Below are 20,946 nucleotides of genomic sequence, written 5' to 3' on the forward strand. Positions count from 1 at the left end.
CCTCAAAAAACTCAGGGCTTTCTGACTGTAGTATGAATCAAGTTTAAATAATGTCTTGCCTTAGGATATTCCGAATTCAATTCCAAAGCATTTTTTAGCCATTTTTCAGCCTCAACAAACTCAGAGATGCTACACAAAATGACCCCTTTTTCTGTCATTATCTGATAGTTTTCGGGATAAATTTTTAAGATTAAATCGTATTGTTCAAGCCCCTTCTCGATTTGTCCAGAAGTAATGTAATTTAGACTGAAATGCCTTCTTATCTCCAGATTGTCCGGATTTTTGGCCAATGCTTTTTTATAGGCATTTTCTGCCAAACCGTGATTTCTTAGATGATATTCGCACTTGCCAATTTGAAACCAAACCTCGGCGCTGCTATTCAAAGTTGCTAAAATTTCCAGGGCTTTTTCAAACTCCTGATTGAGCATCAAAACCTTGGAAAGACCCAAATAGAATTCCTCCTTTGGATTGGATTGGATTGCTTTCTCCCAATATTGAATAGCATCTTGGATTTCATTTTGATGAGTTTTCAATTTTGCGAGACTAACCCAAGCATTGGCATAATTTGGGTCAATTTTTAGTGCCAGAAAGTAATTTTCTTTTGCACGATCCAACTCTCCCTTCATTGCAAAACTATTGCCCGAATTGAGATAGAATACGGGTTTTTCTTCGATGGAAATCGCCTTTCTAAAATAGTCAATAGCTTGATCAAAATCCTTGAGCTGGTGGTATAGTAACCCAAGATTATTTAAGGTAGTCGTGTTTTCAGGATTCTCTTCCAAAGCTTGAAAATATAAGCCTTTGGCTTTTTCCGAATCCCCTTTAATAAATGATTCGACCCCTTGATTATTCAGTTCCTTTGATAGGTTGGTTTCCATTTTTTAGAAAATATCATCTTTTACATCCCTTGCAAGACCAGAGGCCATATTGATAATATCCAAATCTGGATAAATGACTTCCAAATCATCAAAAGAAATGCTGAATGCCTCTCCTTCACGATAATGAATCGGGAATACAATACCGAACTGGATATCTGGCCCCCATTCGTATGAAGCAAGATTATGTCTCCATGTTTCTGAAATAGAGAACCATCCAATACCCAGACTAGCTCTTGCAAATGCGTTTAGTGCAAATACAAATTTAGGATTGACAGTTATCCTACCCAATGCATCGATGGTCAGGCCTTCCAAAGGACTCCAATTGACATCCACTGAAGCAAGTGCTTCCCCTTCAAGTCCCAATGAGCCTTCGAGCTCGATTCCTCCAGTCAAACTGGCGATTCCTGCACTGACACCCAAACTTAAATCACCACGTAAAGTAAGACCCGCATCCGCAGGAATAACAAACTCACCATGTCCATTTAAGGTTGTCTCATTTTCTCTTTCAGGATTATAGGTGATTTCGGCTGACATATTTCTTAATGCTCCCGGTCCAAATCCTGCTGTGAAGTCTAATCCACCACCAATCTGAGCTACCAATCCTATACTTCGTGGTCCGAGTGGAATAGCAAAAATTGGGATTTCTATAGTTGGAGCTCTGAAGAGGTTTCGATTGACCTCACGTCTTCCAAATACTTCGTATTCGTCTGAAGACAGTCTAGCGGTGACCTCTAGTTCACCATTTGGAAGGAATTGAACTTCGGCAGTGGCTGCAAGCCAAGGTGTAATCTGCAATGTTAAGCTTCCCCCTCCGTAAATCAGGATGGTATCTGTTGGATCACCGGAAGGCTGTCCATCTTCTCCAATTGCTCTGTTGGTTGCTCCTACATTGACACTTCCTGAGAGCATTCCTCTACTATAGTCTGCCGAGCCTTCGATGGTCAAGGCACCATCTTCATAGGTCACGGTCAATGTTGAATTGATTCCAGGAATGTCTGGTTGGGCAGTTCCTGTTACAAACACATGATACTCTTCATCCTCATTGGTTTTGGAAACTCTGGCCTCGACACTTCCTCCGGTGATTCCTGGTACCTCACTGCTTAAATTGAAACTACCACCAATTGAGAAGCCATTTTCTCCGTACTCGATAGACATTCTTCCTCTCTCGATTCCTGGAATATCCAATTCAGCTTCCCCTTCAGCTGCAAATACATTTTCGCTATAGGTGGCATTGATTGTGGCGCTTTTGACACCTCTGATCTTCCCTTCTGGGATACCTACAGTACCACCGATGGTCCAGATTTCATTTTTGTATTCAACCCGAATCTCAGCTGGATCAAAAAGTTCCGAATCAAAATTGAAGGCCCCTTCCAATTCAAAACCTCCAGAGGTAGATGCCGCAGCACCGATATGACCTTCACCTACACTCTGGATTCCGAAGTTGACAATGCCTTCTAGGCCAATACCATCGGTTCCAGCAAAAATCTCTAAAGAACTGTTGTGAAAATCAAAAGGACTAGGGAATGAGAAATCAGAAGCTGTAAATATTTTAGAAATACGAACACCTTCTTCGTTTATGGTTATTTGAATATTGGAGTTTCCAATAAAAGGAACTGTAGGCGCAATTGTACCACTTGCAACCATCCCTATATCATCATTTAGTTCTACACTCGTCAAAGTAATTGGACTTAATGGCTTAAATTCTAATACTCTTTCCATAGCAGATTCAGTACTGCTCCTGGATATCACTCCTCCATATTGGACGCCCTCTTTTCTGTTTATCTCAAAAACCAAGTCTGTTTTTTCCTCAATCAATCCTGTAGATCCTGGAAATGCGGTTACTCTTATAGATCCATTTCCTCCCTCTCCTTCACTTTCACTAGTGGTTGATTGATACCGGACAGCATTAATGATCATTCGTGCCCCTCCTCTTTTTCCTATGAATAAATTCAGGGATTCTAGACCATCTCTGCCACCATTATCTAATGCTTCTTGGCTCCAAGGAATTCGAATTGGAAGTCCTCCCATTACATTTGTATAGATCATTAATTCATTCGGACTTCCTCGAAATCCACCTTGTGAAACCTGTGCCTCTGTCAAAAATCTTAATCCTCTTAATTGTCTGCCTTGTTTGATCCTCTCCAAGGTCCAATTTTGATTTGCATTGGCATCAGATGGCAATCTCATTCCTCTCCCTCTCGATACGCCTTCGGTGAGAGTAATGGTATAATTTTCCTTTACAGCTTCATGACTTGGAGGTGAAATAAGATTTTCTGAACTACCAGTTAAAAGAGTTCTTATCCTTGCGTTAATTTCATTGTTAATTAAGGAGCCAGAAGATCTGTTTGCGGAGGATTCCAACATCCAAAGATTCCCGGTATCTGTTTCATCTCCACCTAATTGAAGTTCTCTTTTATGATCTACATCATGTGGTTTAAATTCGCCACTTGCATTCCAATATGGTCTAGTTAATCTTCGCTTTATTTGTGCCTCGGTACCAAAAATAACTCCTGATTCACCTCTTCTTGAAGATGCTGCACCTCTATTACCTCTAAGAGTTAAATAGTATATTGGATTATCATTTTGTTCTAGTTGTGGAGGATTTTCCTGATGAATTTTTTCTTCAAAATCTGATGTAAATCCTGAGCCAGTCATAGCATCTGATTCCCATGATTCTATATGTGTTCCTGACCTTACAGTTTTTTTGAATGATTCTCCTCTTCCTGGGCCATATCTAACTTTGAACCCAGGAACTCCAAGAGTTGGGAAAGTTGCTGTTTGATTTTCGGTATTTATAGAATAGGTCTTTGCAGGACGACCAACAGTAAAGCTAAATTCATTGGTTTTTACTATTTCTTCTTCCTCTTCCTCCTCCTTCTGTACCATTGGCATTCTTTGAACTACAGCACTTTTTTGCTGAATTGTATGCGTCAACTCATGTGCTAACAAATGCTTTCCTTTGGAGGATTCAGGACTATATTTCCCTTCATTGAAATAGACATCAGATCCATGGGTAAAAGCCTGAGCCCCCAATGCATTACTCATGGATGTGGCTTGTGGTCCGGTATGAATTTTTACTCCAGAGAAATCAGCACCTATTTTCTGCCCCATTTCGGATTGGACAGCAGGAGCCATAGGACTTCCACCTCCCGTACCACCTTGAATTTGTGTGGAAACAGAGGCAGGGACCTCGCCATTCCCTCCCATCATTTGAAGAGATTCTTCTTCTTCACCTTTGAGTTGAACAGTTTCTTCCTCCTCTTCTTTCAATTGAAGTTCCTCTTCCTCTTCCGGACTTAGGGAAATCATGGAGATACCAGCTGAAAGAGGCATCATTTGTACCGATTTCTCTTCTTCAGATTTAGGTTGGATGGCTTCTTCTTCCTCCTCTAATTGGACTCCTCCAGAACTCCCAGTCATTATCGGAGTTTGTGGAGTGCTTGGCATCATCATTACCTGATCGGCAACCGAGTCTGCTTCTTTTTCATATTTATCGCCTGGTTTCCCGACTTTGAGGGAAGGTTGGATTATAGCAGCTCCAGCCCCGAACAGGCGGGATTTAGGTGGGGCTATTTTTTTTGCTGCTGCTCCCATGGATATTATTTTTTAAGAGGAGTCATTGCTTCTCCAGGTTCTTCAGTTTTCATCCCTTGGCGTTCTTTTTCCACAGGACTCATTTTTTCCTTTTCATTTTCTACTGCCTTTTCTTTGTCAACCATGATGACAACTGGCTCTTTTTCAGGCTCCTGTTCAGGCTTTTTTCGAACTTTACGTTTCATTTCGCACTCCTTAAATTGTTCTTCCTACTTTTTGAAATTCCTTTCTGACACCTTCTGTGATATCTTCCATCCGGATGATTTTATCATCGTGTTCCAGAGCCATCAAAAGGCTATGTTGAATCACATTGATAATGCTGCCGCCACTGAGATCATAGGAAGAGGCCAATGACATCAAATTTACTTTCGGTTCAAGCTGAGCTCTTTCTGGAAAACCATTTTTCCAAAGTTGAAGTCGTTCTTCGGCTTGGGGCATGGGGAAAAATATGCTCGATTGGAAGCGGCGCATAAATGCTTCATCAAGGTTCCCTTTTAGATTGGTAGCCAAAATGACCAAGCCATCATACTCTTCGATCCTTTGCAAAAGATAGGAGACCTCTTGGTTGGCATATTTGTCATGGGCATCATTGACAGAGGTTCGTTTGCCGAAAATGGCATCTGCCTCATCAAAAAACAGAATCCAGTTTTGCTTTTCTGCCCGGTCAAAAATCTTCCCCAAGTTCTTTTCTGTTTCTCCAATGTATTTGGAAACAAGCCTCGATAGATCTATTCGATAGACATCCAAGCCCATTTTTTTGCCCAAAAGGGCTGCAGTTAAAGTTTTTCCAGTGCCTGGGGGACCAAAAAATAAAGCTTTATATCCGGGACTTAGTACTTTGCCCATTCCCCATTCATTAAGCAAAAAGTCCTTATGCTTGAGCCAAATCTCTAATTCTTTCAGCTCAATTCTAGTGTCTTCTGGCAATACCAAGTCTTCCCAATCCAAAGCTGTGTGAAGTCGCTGTGCAGGGAAATCATTGTTGAAACTTGGCTTCTGAATCCGTCCTGTGGTGATGAGATCCAAAATTTCTCTAGATATGGCTAAAGTGCCAGATAGGAAAGATTCATCCGTTTCCACATCGCTCAATTTGAGTATTCCTTCTTTAAATAAGGTGCCCGTTCCATCAAGAAGATTTTGGTATTGAAATCGTTTTTTGAGGTCATTTCCAGCCAAAATGAAAAGGATAGTCTCTCCAGTTGGAATAAATCCATTGTGAGATTTGGCTTTTTTGCCACCAAATTCCGTGTAGATCTGCTGAGTCAATTGATTCCTACTCATAAACATATCCAGTAATTGTGGACGGATATGAGGGACAGCAGCTAGGATTAATAGAAATCTATCTTCTGGTCCTAAACGGTGTTTTTTGATCAAATCAGAATATGGGGATTCTAGATTATCCAGCTCGGGTGGAGGAATATGGAGAAGGTCTTGGTTGGCCGTATCTGGTTTTGCATTGATAGCAGATCTTGCCTTCAAGATCTGCTGAAGCCAGTCCATTTCCAATTGGACGAATTGGGCATTATCGTGTGCTTTGCTTACCATTCTGTAAAAAGTGTTTCTTCCATCCAAGGATGTTTGATGATACTGATTCCCCAAGGGAGCTGGTTCAAAAGAATGTCAATAGATGTCCTTGGAATGATCAACTGAAAACCTTTTTCAACTTTCCGAAGACTTCCTTCCCGATGAAAAAATCCTTTGGAAATGGATTTCCCTGATGAAGTTTTTAAAGCTTTCCACCTCTGCGCTAAAGTGTCCAAAAGGTTTTTCATCTCCTCTTTTTCCAAATCTGTGGGTTCAAACTTTACCTCAATAACCTTTGAGCAAGGAATTCCACAGAGGATTTTGTTCAGAAGTAGATCGCTTTCCTCAAACTGATTGCTTTCATCTAGCAGACTTTGCAATAGCAAAGCGGCCCTGTTTTGGGCTCCATCAGAGGCAAATTCTTTTTCTTTGGTCAAATTCAAACCTTCGAAAAAGTATGGCAGAAAAGGAGCCGTCAACACCAATCCTGCATTGGAAATCGGGAAAGTTTCGTCTTGCTCCAATTGATCTTTGGATCGATATAGATCTTTTTCTTTTGATTTAATAGACTCCTCAACCGAATGAGACTTTATAAGAACCGTTCTCGCTAGTTGAATAAATAGATCTGATTCAGATTTTTCCAAAAACTGGATCTTCGGTTTCTGTGAAATTTTTGATCCCTCATAAATGGGAGTTTGAGACCATTCTAGCCATACTTTTTCAATAGCTTTTTGATCAATTTTTTTGGATTTGACCTCAGCCAAAAATGTTAAGATCAGGTCATTTAATTCACTAGAATTCGGTTTGCTTGGATTAGATAAAATCAAAGAATCCAACGTTTTTGAAAAAGAGTTGAGATGGCTTTTTTCAAGGAAAATAGCTTCTAAAACAGCCTTGATAAAGATTGAATCCAATTCTTTTGATGATGAAAAACTGGGAACCAAAGTGGTTTTGAAACTTTTGAAAAGGGATTCTATGAGCTCAACTTTTTGCGGATTAAACCAACTCAGGAAGTTGATCAGATCTTTATGAGAAATATGCTTAGAAAGTCTAGAAACAGCATTTTCACTGAGCTTTTTCTTTTCTATCCATGATTTGAAAGCCTGATTTTTTTCTTGAATTAACTTTCTGAAAATCGATTTTAAAGTGCTTTGAGAAGATTGATCTGACCACCATGGCTTTCTCCCAAATTCCAAGAGATAAATGAGAAGCTCAACTTCTTTATTCTGATCAAAATTGTCTTTTTGAATAAATTGAGGTCCTTCTTTTTTGATTTTCGATGTTGATAATTCAGGGTACCTACGAAGGATTAGGGTTTTCAACTCCTCCCGGAGTCGATTTCTCAATAAATCAGGATCTAATTTCGAATTGATTCTGCCCAAATTAATTTCGAGTTTGTCTATCCGAATCGTCTGGTCCGGAATATCCACCTCTTCCAGAACCTCTTCGATAATAGGTTGAAGTTGAGTTTGGAATTTTTCTCCCCAATGAGCCAAATCAGTCCTTGCTTGAATCGCATCGCTGTAATTCAAGTCTAGAATCTGCCTATGAATCAAGAGCCGACTCATTTTTTGGTAGAGATTATTTCAACCAAACTCGCCTTAGTGGAATTGCTACGATATTGAAGGTCATTTTCGTCAGCGATTACCTTGAGGGTATCGTTTTTCAACAAGCTTAATTCCTCATTTGCTAGTGATATTTCCTGCTTGTCATCCTGAAGCAAAACAATCAAATCGTTCTTATCTGGAGTCGCTGTCGCATCTGTGATCAATCCTCTAGAAGAGGCAAGTTTAAACATATCAGTGGCATCTAAAGTCGCCACTGAAGTTGAAACACCTGTAACTGCTGGCTGGGAAACCCTGACGGAGGTCAAAATATGAGTGATTTGGGTTTCATCGCATATATCTCTCGTGTTTGATACAAAACCAACAGCGGCAAATTGGAGTGTTACCCCTGGATTTGGGAATTGAAGTGTAAACCTTCCATCTAGATCAGTGACCGTACCTATTTGTCCTCCTTCTATTGTGATCTGGACACCTGAAATTGGCTCTCCAGAGGCGTCTATAACTTGTCCTATCACTCCTGTGGAAGTACAAGTAGGCTCTGGCTGAGCACCGCAATTGGCCGCTTGATAATCTAGGATTGCCTGTCTCATTTCAGCTTGCGTCATTCCATCGACTAGAAGTTGTAGGCAGTTGAGTAGTTGCTCCAAAGCTTGTTGGCTCGACAAAATTCCATCTTCCATTTCTGCGAGTGTGAATCCGGAAGTTTCTCTTAGGCTATCCAATAGGGTTTGAGTTGGATTATTACTTGAATCCAAGTTTCTTCCACTTAATGCTTTTGTTACATTGTCTATTCCCCAGCAATTCAGAATATCCTCAGTATAGCAAACGGTAGGGTTGGCTTCTTTGACCCAAATGGTCACTCTTCCGACATCTGATAATTCACTGGCTTTATCCACTAATTTATAGTTGAATGAATCATCACCTGAGAATCCTTCTGGCGGTTCATAAAGGAAAGTTGAGCTAGAGCCTATTTGAGAAACTTTTCCTCCTTTTTCTGTGAATTCGGATAGCAATTCCACCACATATTCCCTCTCAATTGGCAAACGATCATTGATGACGACTGGAATTTCCACTGGAGTATTTTCCATCGTCACGGCGTAATCTGGTCGGGCAAATGGAGGTAGAAGATTCCAATCATCTCCCTCACAAGAATCAATACATTGACAATCACAAGCAGCTCCTGGAAGACTAAAGTCCCCAATTACCCTTTGTGAACTTGTCATGTAGAGAAGGATAAATGTTCCTCCCTTGTATACTCCAGCCTCGTGATTGACTCCCGGGTTTTGTTGAATGTATTCTGTAAAGCGTTTCGAATTATGAAGCTTTTCTTTTCGATGAAGGTAACTTAGGAAAAGGCGCTGGATTTTAGTGAAATAGAATAAATCCAAAACCCGATAAACTATTGGGGAAGCTCTCGCTATCAAACCACTATAAATATTCTGAAGCGGTATTTCTTTGTCGTCTGTTAAATCTATATCGTCCAGTAGAGTCATTTCGATCAAGAAAATATCCAAAAGCCTTTGGAGAATTTTCTTATAGGATTCCTGAAAAATATCCCAGTCCAAATCTTCCAGGCATTCGGGTAATGATTCGTTCCAATCTTGAAATAATTTGAAAGCCTCCAATACTTCGCTTTCTTGTTCTTCGTCATAGATTGGATCGTCTGAATAATATTTTATATTGATTTCCCTGAAATACTCAATGCCTTCGCTGATATCTCTGATCAATCCCAATAATAAAAAACGATGATGCATGTATTCTTCCTGAAGATCATTCCACCCACAATTGCTATCTGTCAAAGTTCCTCCTGCATCTAAATGCAATGCTTCTAAATGAATAGGAAGGTTGAATTGATTAATCAGGTTTTGTATTGCTGTTTTTGCATCCTCGATATTATGTCCCAGATGTCCTTCGATCCTCAAAAATGGATAAGGATCCCAGTTGAAATTCAATGGGGATTCTAAAAAATCTGGATTCGCAACTGGAGTATCCGGTTGATTGTCATAGGCTAAAACTTCTGGCCGATCACTGCTCCTGAGTTGTAAGGTTCCTGGTGCTTTCCAATTCTTTTCCAATGAAAACCAGCTTCCGAAACTTCCTTTTCCATTGATATCGTAGTAATAAGGAATAGACCTGCTTCCCAAATCATCATATTTCTCAATGCTTGGAGTGATTTTAATAGGAAAGTCTTCTGGACTTGGCTCTCTGAGTATTCCCAATTCCAAATTCTCAATCATCAATACCAATCGGCGATATTGCTGATTCAATTTTTCCTGAAGCAGCTTCTGCCCATTGAAAATTGGAGGCTGAACCAAGCCGTGACGGTATTTGTAAAATTCCTCTGCGGTTTCACTAGCCGGTATAGCTCTCCCAAGCATCAAGTGTAAAGGGAATAAAGAGGGGTCTGTCGGACAGGAATACCATAATGATAGTCCTGTTTCCAAAAACTCATCCCAAGCCAGATTCAATTCTTTGAAGAAATCATAGAGATATTGGATTCCCAAGACTGTTACGGGAGCATCTGTCAAGCTTTGATTGATTTGGTCGATTTTATTGATGACAGGGGCTGAATCGAATGGATTTGAAAAGCCAAAACTCTTGGCTAAAAGTGGTTCAAAGACTTTGTATCCTTGCGCTAGATTATCCCAATATTCCGTCGTCACTGTCTCCGTAATTGTATTTTGATAATGGCTGATAAATGGGCCAATTAGAGTTGATTCAGGAGTTGAAGGACTGAAAAGTGGCTTTTTGAAATGGTAATTTTTTAAATCAGGATCCGCTGAAAATTCTCCTGAAACATTGGAGGAGCGAGTCAAAATAATATCCAAATCGGCTTTGGAAACAACCAGTCTTCGAAGGGTTAAAAGTCGATCTTGTCCTTTGTCATCACAGGCATTTCCCAGACAGGATTTGAGGTCTTTGTCAAAGATTTCAAGGTAGAGGAGGACAAATTTATTGTTGAGGAAGGTGGCAGGATTATTCAGTTTTTTGACATCTGTCTCATCTTCTGGCTCCTCAGATAGTAGCTCCCAAAGCGTTACATCTTGCTCTGGGAAACCAAATGGCTTATAACTGACGCCTTCTGGCAGCGTGTAAGGTCGATAGTGAGTGGCATCAAACCTTTTTCCGTTTTGAATCAAGAAGCCCTCGGAGGTAATCCCTAAACCTTTTGAAATGCTGAGTCCATTTGGAAAGGGTTGGATTTGAAGCCCGCACACAATTCCCATTCCAATCAACTTGGATCGGGTGAGCCTATTTTGCTGATCAAGGTACGCGCTGAGCTGGTTAAGCTGATCGCTGGTCAGGACCTGACTACCTTCAAAAATTGGATAAGTGGAAATGATCTGGCTCATAATAATATTGTTTAAAATTCTCCCAGTGATGAAAAATTGAGGATAATGGCATCGGCAAGGCTGTCACTTTCGGCACAGTCATGAAGACTTCCTGAAGGATAGACATTGCGGACTTTTTCCAGTTCCTCTATCACTTGGGATAGTGCAGTGGAAAGATTTTTGGGATGTATTGTGGGCTTCAAAGACTCAAGCTGCCAAATTTTCCAGGCCCGCTCCAGTCCATCCATATGCTCTGGGCTGATCCAGCAAATCGTCAAAAAGACATGGGATGGAGCCTCAGTTTTAAATTTATTTTCTAAGAATCTTCGGAAATCCCGATTGGTAAATCGCCCTGGCCAAAATGGTAAAATCACATGGGCTATGCAGGTATATGGATCGTCCAAAGTGCAATGGCATTCCTCCTGGAAATGTGAATCCAAAAGCCTGTCTTCAATGGTTTCAGTAACCATCACTCCTCCTTCATCCAGGAATTTATACTTGCCTTTTAGCTTAGGGCGGAGTAAAATATGTTCAAATAGATGTGTGCCTTCATGGCTGAAAAACTGGTTGGAAATGAATGCTTGAAGGGCCAAAATTGCCAACTGCTCTTCACCTCCCGCAACCAAGAATGTATCTCCATCAATTGAAAGAACATCAAAAGTCTTCATTACTAATAATTGTCCTTCCATCAAATCAGTTCGTAGCTCTTCTTTGGTAATCAGTTCTGTTTTACCGTCAACCAAAGCGATATCGAAAAGGCCATAATTAACGAGGTAATCTCCTTCATCAAGGGCAAGGCTGATGGTGATTTCTTCCAATGAAGAAAATAAATCCAAATGATCGCCATCAATCACCAGTTTGTGGGAGGCAAGATCAAGGCTTTCAATTTCAAAGCTTCTTGAAAAGACAACTTGATCTCCTGGATTTGGGATGAGATCAGCCTTTAGTCGAATTTTGGATCCAAAAGATTCTGAAGTATCCAAAACCATGGAGGCAGGAGGAAATCCTTCTTGAATTAGCCATAAATCTCCCCATGTGCCATCGAGAAGTTGGGCTGCCAGATCAGCATTGAAATCAGACTCAACTGTCTGGGCTAACACTCCGCCCCGAACTGGGTCGATTATGGATATTTTGTATGGAACGTCATCATCTGTAGGAAGTTGATAACCTGAGGCTTTGGCCGCCGCCGCTACAATCCTCCAAATATGGTCTTGGATATGCGCTTCTGCGAGGTTTTCCAGTTCGGTTTCATCCACCGCATCAGGCACTTCTTGCTCTATTTTTCCACTCAAAATTGCATTACCAGTTCCAAATGGGGCATCAAAGATTTCGAATTCCACCTCATATTTTGGTGGAGCAGGAGCCATGGATGTTGTGATGGTATATTCATACCAATGTTGAAGACCAAGGCTCAAATTTTTCCGATTAGCTCGAGGGTTTTCTAAAAATTCATCCTTGAATAGTGTAATCAATTCCTCAATAGCCAATGCCGCATCTGATTCTAAAGCAAAATCTTTTTTGATGCTTTCGCCGATGATTTCCTCCTCAAAAACCAACTCAGCCAAAAAGCTTCCTGGCTCTCCAGAAATACTCCAATGAGAATCTTCAGAGGCAATCAGCAGGATTTTTTCTAAAGCCAATGCGGCATCTTCCTTGGATTCAAATTCCTCGAAGATTTCAAAAACTGGTTGATCAACAAGGTCATTGACCGAAATGGTCCAGATTCCAGAGTTTACTGTGAAAATAAAGTGAGGTCTAAAAATCAACCAATCGGCTTTTTTGGCTTTGATTCCATAAAGTCCGCCGATTCTATTTTCTAGTCCTGAATGATTTTCACGATGGTAAAAGCCATCTTTCAAACCATAATTATAGCCTAAGCCTCTTCCGGCGCTGGTCTGTGGATACTTGTTCAAAAACTCCAGTTTATCCTCAATTAATTGCTCTTTTCCCGCGATACCATTGAGTCGGATAGAAAGGAGAGAATAGTCTGTCAGAGACTCAGCAAACCTTCCCAAGAGGTGATTCAAAAATTGATTTCTGCGATCCAAATAGGCTACATGGGACTCAGTCATGTCCGCGAGCAATGTCTTTAGTCCGGCAAGATCTTTCCATAAATCTTCGCAATCAGGAACGATAGTTTCTAGAGACTGTGAAAAATAGGTATTTGAAATCAGCGGGTTACCAAATGGGTCTTTGTTAGCAGAAATGGAAAAAAGGTCTTTGACATGAGCCAATTGAGCCAGATAATTTGCCAAAAACTGCTCAAAAACAATCAGATAGGCTTTCAGTTGCTTGACCTGAAATGTTTGAGGTCTTCCTTGGCTTTTTGGTAGCATTCCCTCTTCTCCTATGCCATACACCAAAGGGAAATCATTTTGGATCGAATAATAATCACCTGAGTCAGTGAATTCTCCCAAAATCAACTCAAAATCCAGATTTGGATAGTGGATTTTTTGAGGCCTTTTGTCATCCTCAATCTCCTTCAGCAGGTCTTCCACCAATTCACGGTCTGCTTTAAAAGGAAGTCCCTCCTTGTAGTACATGAGTTTGCTTAGCTCGGTATTCAGGCGAGGTACATAGTTCTCTTCCATTGCCAGATCGAGACACCATCGAACGCTTTTCGAAGGAATTTTTCCTTCAGGATCATCTTGAGGCATGTTTGCTATCTGGATGCTTTTTACAGCTTTAACCCCATCGATATCCATGATGATATGGATCAAGTCGGAGACATGAATGCTGGATTTGCGATCTGCCAACTTCAATTCTTCCTCATCGATGAATCCATGTTTTAAAAGAGGCCCTTCAAAGATTTCTTCTGTAGGATTGCATTGTTCTTCCTCCCAATTTCCAAAATAAATACTGTCATCATCTCGGATCAAAGGACTTGAAAAATTGGGACTGAGGCTTATTTCGGCCAGTTTTGGGTTTTTTGGAGCAGTTTTAATCTCCAAAATCTCGTAGGTGCCCACATTGTTGCCTGATCCTAGGATACTTACCTGAGTACTTGCTTTTGGATAATTATCTTCCTCCAATTCCAACCAAAGTTTGGCCGGGTTCTGCTGGATTTTAGTGATTGGCAAAGAGTCAGCTTTACAACCGTGAAGTCTTTCTTCTAGGGTGTAGAAATTGACCTGCGGTGATAGAAAGTCCGCAATAGCCGAAAATATCAAAGCCTCTGTCAGCTCTACATCTGCCTCCTGCTCCAATTCTATATCCGAGCAGACCAAAATCTCCTCCACTCGTAATGCGTGATATTCCACGAAATCCTCACACAAATTGCGGTTTGCCATCAATGTAGCTTTGACCTGCAGCAGGATTTCTTTGATTTTCTCGATTTTGAGAAGATAGAAACTCATGACTCCGTCTTCATCTTGGAATACAAAGTCATTGACTAGATTAGTTACTGCTACCAAATCCTCGATTTCTTCCAATCCAGATGGAGTCAATTCAGTGCCTTCCAGCTCAATATAATTGGTTTGGGAAAGAGAGAAATCCATTTCAAAGCCACTGGGAAGGTTTTGAAATTGAATGGAAATACTTTGAATTGCTTTTCGAATTTCAGTTCGATTTTCCCAGTCTATTTTTGCATCCCAGCGAGGAAATTCCACTTGAATATCAATGACAACACCACTCAGGCTGATGTGCTCATCAATGCTGATTTCCATACTCAGCTTGTTTTCATTGAGATCGCCTAGGCCTTCTGTGGTATCAAACTCAAGTAGCACATCGTAGAGAATTCCCATTTGCAGGGCTTCCTCTGTTGCTGGAAATGGCTTATAGGCAAGACTTTTCTCTTTTCGATCTGGGTAAACTGGGATTTCATTGGATTCTCTCAATTCTATCCAGGCATTTTTTACTCCTGCAAAAGGAGCAGGTTCATCTTCCTCTCCGACTACTTCCACATCCATGAGAAGTTTGCGATAATCATTCAACGTGAGCGGTTTGGAAGGTAGAATTTCTGAAGCTTTGAAAAACTGTCCTGCCAATGAACCATCTGGATCAGCCAATAAATCTTGAATCGGTTTATTGGTTCGGAAGCTTAGATCTGTAATGGCATAGCAAAGAACCTCCAGAATTGTCACCCCTGGGTCATGGGTATTGTAATCCGTCCAAACCTGGCCAGATAGCTTTTGGATATAGGCCAAAGCTTCCGTTCTCAGAAGTTCAAAGTCTGAGGCCGGACTGGCAGGAGCTGCTTGCGATATGGTGATTGGTTTGGTCATAAATTAAGTTGGAAAAGCTTCGTCCATATCTGAATCTTCACTGCTTGCGATGCTTGCAGTTGCTGCTATTTCATTATCCTCACATTCACAGTCATCTGTCTCCAAAATCTCTATGATATGATCTCCATAGGTGTCAATATTCCCTGTGGAACCTAAAAGTGATACGCCTGTACTTCCTCGTGCTTCTTCTACCTTTTCTTTGGAAATAATAGATCCGTCGATGGGATTTTTGACGATGTGGTAGAGCTCAAAACAGGTCAAATAGTCCACATAGGATAGTTTTTCTATAAAATGTAAAATGACTGAACCATGGATATTTCCTGTGAAATTGAAGCTTTCTACTCCTTCAAATGCCCATGGCGAAAGGAATGCTTTCAACTCATCTTCCAGCTTTTTTGCAAATAGACTTCGGTCCACTCCTGTTAGGAATTTGACTTTGGTTTTTACCTGAAGCTCTTCATAGACTGGGTTAACTACATGTAGAAAAACCCCTGCCGAATTTATTTTGGAAAGTGACTCATGGACATTTGAAATCAGGGAAACGCTCGCTTTGGGACGAAGCGGATCCAATGCATTTTTATTTTGAACATTGGCCACCAATACCACCGTCACATGGCGAGGGGCTAAAGCCCGATATTCTTCCAAATTCCCTGTGTATTCGGTGTGATTTTGGACTTTTACCTGATAGATTTCTGGAAATTCTTCCAAAACCAAATGCTCATAATCCCATAAAGTGATTGCCCGTTGCTTGTGCCGCAATCTTTCGGATACTCTTTGATAAAAATCCTCTGAAGCTTCCGGAGTTTTTCCTCCAAATGATGCAAAAGGTTGAGTAATCTTGCTGACTTGAGGTTGAGACAATTTGAGCTTAGCTATAGTTTCTGCTGGAAGCGAAACTGCCAATCTATTGGGGTCATTTCCTTTGTCTTCGAAAGTTACCTTAATCGCCTGAGCCAGAATCTGGGTGAAATCAGGAATAGCATCAGAGTTTTCACTCACACTTGCCCGAATCCAAGTCAATCCATCATCCAGAATTGAGTGTGAGGTGTTGGCAGCTCGAGGCATGGTGAAGCCGACTAAACCTGTTTGGATCAATCCATTGGTTTCATCCAAGACCAAGTCAAGCTTTTCAAATTTGATCCACTCATTATTCGCTAAATAGTCCCATTTTACTTCAGGAACAGCTTTTTCTGGATTTCCACTTCCATCCAAAACATGGACAAGCATTTGGATCGATTGAGCAATTTGATGGTTTTTCAATCCAATATGTAAAAAGCCTTCGCCTTGATAATCTGGAACCAGAAGGGAAGGAGATTGCTCTTGAATAGCCACTCCAAATACTCCAATATTGAAAAAGGAATCCCAGTCATGATTTCCTGGAACAAAAGTGTCCTCGGCAGTATAGTCTAGTTTTACACTGCTAAGCTCTGGGGTATATGGTTCATTTGGAATTGATAAGTCAGTGGCATCAGTCGTTAGGGAAATCACAGCCTCAGAGAATAGTTTGGGATATTCCTTATGTCCAAATCCATGGGTAAGGCTGAGTTTTAGAAATCCTCTTTTTGTTGCTGGAGTCCATTGCAATACTTCTTCCAATTCGGGCTCGGCTTCTAACCCAGTAAAATGGGAACTACTTAATTCATATTCCTGAGAACTGCTTAATGCTCCGTCTTCCTTAAATAATCTGAAAGTACTCTTCAGAGACCCAAAAGACCTGTCGTCCAGAAAATAGCTCTTCACTTGGAAGGATGAATTTTCAAAATCGTCGTATTCTGCATAATAATCCTCAAATCCGTCTTCATCCTCTGGAAGTCCATGCCAGTTGAAATGGAGGTTCATGCTTTGGAGCTTTTTTGAAAAAGCTTCATAACTTCCAATGTAAAAACTGGATCCTGGAAGCGGTCTGGGACCAAAGGGGTTAATGTTTTTCCCTACTGGAAGAGTACTCAAGTCATTTTGGAGAATTAGGTTTTCTACGCCGCTGACATCTACATTTATTTTTACTTCTTGAACTTTTGCTCCTTGAAGGAGCGGATAAGCATAGCTTTGAAGTGTATTGGCAAGTTCAATTTTTAGTACAGGTTGAACGGTTTTGAATTTCTGAAGTAGAGTTTCCTCATCGTATCCCACCACTGCATCTTGGTCAGAGATCAAGTGACATTTCAAAATCAACTCAATGGTATCACCCAAATCTTTGATTTCATGCTTTTGACTTCGGAATGAATATTTTAGATCCTCAATTTTATCCTCACCCACTCCTCGGACTGCTCTCACTTGAATCAGAGAGGTGAATTTTTGGCCTGGGAGAGTAGATCGTTTAGCGAGAATATTTTTGGCAGTAACTTCCCCGATGTCATAGCCATTAAAGGGCTTGTGCTTGCCAAATTCAGGATTGTCAAAAACAGGTCCCGCTTGTGGTTCAATTGCCGCGATATCCTGCCATTTTTTGGCATTGTTCAGGAATTTCAAGGCCTCTTCTTCAATTTCTTCTTCGCTTTGAAGATCAAAACCGGCCGTGGCTTCAATCCATTCTTTTTCTCCACTTAAGAAAAACCTGAAAGTTGAATTGAGATGTAGTTCTTTTAATTTTCCTAGCAGACCTTCCTCTTTGGGAAGTAGGAGGGTCAAAGTGATTTTTCTTAGCCCTTCCTCTAGAGCCAATGTGGGAGAAGAGACAGCAAATCCTAAAACGGCAAGGCTCCTGTCAGAATCAGGAAAAAGTGTTTTAGGTCTTCCAAAAGGGTTCCACTGACCTTCTGTGGTGGTGATTTCAGCTCCTAATCCATCAGCTGAATTTGCCACTGGCGAGGAATAGATTCTTCCATTTTCATCCTTGAAAAAGGATTTGATGGAGCTGATTTCTGATTTGTTCAAGGATTCATCTTTGAGGTTTTTGAACAAAACCTCCACCCCTGTATCATCTTTTCCAGCCTTGAATTCAGAGTTTTTGGGCAAAAGGTAAGCCGCAGTAGCTTTTGCCAATTGGATAATCAAATATGCCTGATCTGCTTCAGCTGGCTTTTCTTTCAAATGAAGAACGTCTCGATAGAAAAAGTCCAGATGCTTTTTAGTCAGTCCATTGATGTCATTTTGAGCCAATTTGAAGTTTTGCAAAAAGGCCAAAAACAAAGCAAAATGAGGGTCTGTTCTTTGTTCTTGTTTGATGGATTTTTCAAAAAATTTCTTCCAATCACCATCCCAACCCGCTTGAGTTTTAAATTTCAATTCCGTTGCCAGATTGACAGCAAATGACTTTAATTCATCGATTTTTCGGGCATCAACAGCTACATACTCCGGAAGCAGAGTCTTGAGCAGCCGATTGACCCGATTGGTTCCGCTAGTGGGTACTTGGACGCTATGACAATTGTCTAAACTCATAGATTGGTGTCAGTTGCTTCGATGATGAAATAGGGGTAAACCAAGTTTTTTCGATTGTTGGTGGCGATGATCGTGTACTTCACGAGTACTTCTACTCTACCTTCCTGATAATCAGGTCGCAGGTCTATATCATCCGCTTTGATTCTAGGTTCATGGAATAGAATTGCCTTTTTGATTCGATTGATAATGATTGTAGCTGTGGTGACATTGAGCGTTTCGAAAAGAAGGTCTTCCATATTTGCTCCGTATTTAGGTCTTAGCACACGTTCTCCCAATGTGGTGTTCAGTAATATGATCAGGCTCTGACGAATGTCTTCCTCATCCTCCACCAATTTGGCCTGCTTAGAACCAGAGCTAAATTCTACTGGAAATGCCCACCCTCTACCTAAAAATGAATTTTTCTCACTCATATCATCCTATCATTACTGTAGGTTCTCCTACTGCTACTGATGCCCCACAACCGCAAACATCCCCAGCTCTTAAAGCAGGTTTTCCTCCAATCAAAACTGTGGCGCTTCCCATTGCAAATGGACTTGCCGTTGGTTGGTGTGTATTTGGTGGCAAAGAGCAAACATGATTATCTCCCAAAACCGCAGCTGGCATTCCTCCAATCAAAACTGTGGGTTCTCCTGGCCCCATGACCGTTCCTCCATGATTTGTCGTGTCCAATACTCTCGCTGCAGCTGGCATATTTTTAATTGATTTGAACTATTGAACCACTGATTACTGTGGAACCTGAAGATGAAATCTCAGCTCCTGCACTTCCCTCCCCTTTGAGTTGGGCATTAGCTGTGAGATTCACATTCGTTCCTTCTATAGTGACATCTCCAGAAGCTTTGATGATGAAATCCTTGGCTGATTCCAATTGGATTCCATCAGAGCTCATGGTGACTTTATTTCCGTTTTCATCTTCCAAAAGAATACCGCCTTCATCATCACTTATTATGACTTTGTTTCCATTGGGCGTTTCAAAAGTGATGGACTTCATATCATCGTCAAAAACCAGTTTCAATTGGCTTTTGGTGACGATTCCTTTTTGGAAATTATCCTCATTTTGTTCGAAAGGAGCTGGTTTTGCTGAGCTATACAATTGGCCCAAAATCACGGGATCCCGAGGGTCTTCATTGATAAAACCCACTATTACTTCATCCCCTATTTCAGGTACAAAAAAGATCCCTCTGGCGTCGTCTCCTTCACCAGCATCCGGAGTGGATACTCTGGCCCAAATCCCCTCAGAATTGGGGTCGATTACCGGGATAAATACCCGAACTCTGAATTCTCCATCTGGATCTTCCAGTTCGGTGACTTTTCCAATATGAAGCCCTTTAATGGCGGGAATGACACCGGCAGCCGGAACATCTAAAATGTCATCGTAGAGCCTGGAAATGAATCTCGAATCCAGTCCCAAACCTAAATGGGTAAACCATTTTTGGTTGGGAGAAATCTCATGATAGACTGAAGAAACAAAGGCTTTCCCATTGAATCGGCTTCCAAAACCATCCAGATTCACCATGTCACCCGGTTTGATGGTATTATGGCCTTTTATTTTGACTTGGCCTTGGATTTTAGAAAGTCGACTGCGTAATAATTTGGAGTCAGCCCATGCCTGAAGCTCTTGATCATCCACATTGCCAGAATGTTGTAGTCTGAAGTCACTCAATCCGATTACGTCAGACAAGTCAGCACCGCTAAGATCACTTTGTAAGTCAATTCCCGGATCAGCTCCTTCTATTTCTTTGATCTCTTGATTTGCTTGGTCCCAAGAGAAGCTCTTACTAGCCGCATATTGGGTTCTTGCATCCATCTCGGCCTGGAATTCAACGACATTCATGGCGTATTGGAGGTCGATTATCGGATCAGCGCTTACTTCCGGTTTGATGATTTTGATAGTTTCATCCTCGATCAATGCAATTTTTCCATTGATCTCGGCTCGAGTAAGAATAAAGTCCCAATCTGTCACATAGTACTGCACCATTTCTGGATGAGAACCGGTTGTGCTTTCCACATCAGCACTCAGACCAGAATAGGATCCAATGATTTCCTCAATGATTTCATAGTCAGCAGAGTCAAAAAAGTATTTGTTTTTCCTTCCGACAGTCATTTTTACTGCCTCACTTTTCAATTCTAAAATCAATTTGGAAGAACTATCAGTCACTTCAAGTCCATGACGGATAATGATGCCTTTGAAAATAGTTTCCTCAATCCCATGATACCCCGCCTTAATTTCAAGTGCTTTCCCTGGGACAAAAAGATCTCCAGCGCTTAATTTGAAATCAGATTCAGCTACACTTCCATCAAACAAAACAAGTCTTGCAGATGGGATTTTATTGACTGCCTTCTGGACAATAATAGTCGCTATCCCCACCTCTGGTGGAAGTGCGTTGCCATCCGAAAGGATAGTATAAGAGACGATGTCTTCTTTATTTTCAGTATTTACAGGCACTAATGGCAT

11 protein-coding genes are annotated in these 20,946 nt (G+C 41.0%); all 11 read right to left on the bottom strand.

Features of this window, described 5'->3' with window-relative positions:
* Positions 1–11: 11 nt before the first annotated feature.
* From BUF13_RS10000 to vgrG, 11 genes are read right to left on the bottom strand one after another with little or no spacing between them, the layout of a single operon-like run.
* Positions 12–878: a tetratricopeptide repeat protein gene (locus tag BUF13_RS10000; RefSeq protein WP_073571620.1), complete on the bottom strand. Its 867-nt coding sequence runs from the start codon at positions 876–878 to the stop codon at positions 12–14.
* A 3-nt stretch (positions 879–881) separates the two neighbouring features.
* The gene (locus BUF13_RS10005) at positions 882–4,472 is read right to left on the bottom strand and encodes an eCIS core domain-containing protein (protein WP_073571621.1); all 3,591 of its coding nucleotides are present in this window, start codon (positions 4,470–4,472) and stop codon (positions 882–884) included.
* A 5-nt stretch (positions 4,473–4,477) separates the two neighbouring features.
* Positions 4,478–4,657 (bottom strand): hypothetical protein, encoded by a 180-nt coding sequence (locus tag BUF13_RS10010; protein ID WP_073571622.1) that lies wholly within the window; start codon positions 4,655–4,657, stop codon positions 4,478–4,480.
* Positions 4,658–4,667: 10 nt separating this feature from the next.
* Positions 4,668–6,017 carry an ATP-binding protein gene (locus BUF13_RS10015; protein WP_073571623.1) on the bottom strand — a complete coding sequence of 450 codons (1,350 nt, stop codon included), beginning with the start codon at positions 6,015–6,017 and terminating at the stop codon, positions 4,668–4,670.
* The gene (locus BUF13_RS10020) at positions 6,011–7,564 is read right to left on the bottom strand and encodes a contractile injection system tape measure protein (RefSeq protein WP_073571624.1); all 1,554 of its coding nucleotides are present in this window, start codon (positions 7,562–7,564) and stop codon (positions 6,011–6,013) included. Before BUF13_RS10020 ends, BUF13_RS10015 begins: the two co-directional genes overlap by 7 nt.
* Entirely contained in the window at positions 7,561–10,914 is a 3,354-nt protein-coding gene (locus BUF13_RS10025; protein WP_073571625.1) for a carboxypeptidase-like regulatory domain-containing protein, read from the bottom strand. The genes BUF13_RS10020 and BUF13_RS10025 overlap by 4 nt, the downstream gene beginning before the upstream one ends.
* 11 nt (positions 10,915–10,925) lie before the next feature.
* The gene (locus tag BUF13_RS10030) at positions 10,926–15,116 is read right to left on the bottom strand and encodes a hypothetical protein (protein ID WP_073571626.1); all 4,191 of its coding nucleotides are present in this window, start codon (positions 15,114–15,116) and stop codon (positions 10,926–10,928) included.
* Between the two features lie 3 nt (positions 15,117–15,119).
* Positions 15,120–18,494 (bottom strand): baseplate J/gp47 family protein, encoded by a 3,375-nt coding sequence (locus BUF13_RS10035; protein WP_073571627.1) that lies wholly within the window; start codon positions 18,492–18,494, stop codon positions 15,120–15,122.
* A complete protein-coding gene (locus tag BUF13_RS10040; protein WP_026956148.1) occupies positions 18,491–18,904 on the bottom strand; it encodes a GPW/gp25 family protein in 414 nt (137 codons plus the stop codon). The genes BUF13_RS10035 and BUF13_RS10040 overlap by 4 nt, the downstream gene beginning before the upstream one ends.
* A gap of 1 nt (position 18,905) precedes the next feature.
* Entirely contained in the window at positions 18,906–19,184 is a 279-nt protein-coding gene (locus BUF13_RS10045) for a PAAR domain-containing protein (protein ID WP_073571628.1), read from the bottom strand.
* A 4-nt stretch (positions 19,185–19,188) separates the two neighbouring features.
* Positions 19,189–20,946 carry a type VI secretion system tip protein VgrG gene (gene vgrG, locus BUF13_RS10050; RefSeq protein WP_073571629.1) on the bottom strand — a complete coding sequence of 586 codons (1,758 nt, stop codon included), beginning with the start codon at positions 20,944–20,946 and terminating at the stop codon, positions 19,189–19,191.

The sequence above is a fragment of the Algoriphagus zhangzhouensis genome, assembly GCF_900148515.1.
GTDB lineage: Bacteria > Bacteroidota > Bacteroidia > Cytophagales > Cyclobacteriaceae > Algoriphagus > Algoriphagus zhangzhouensis.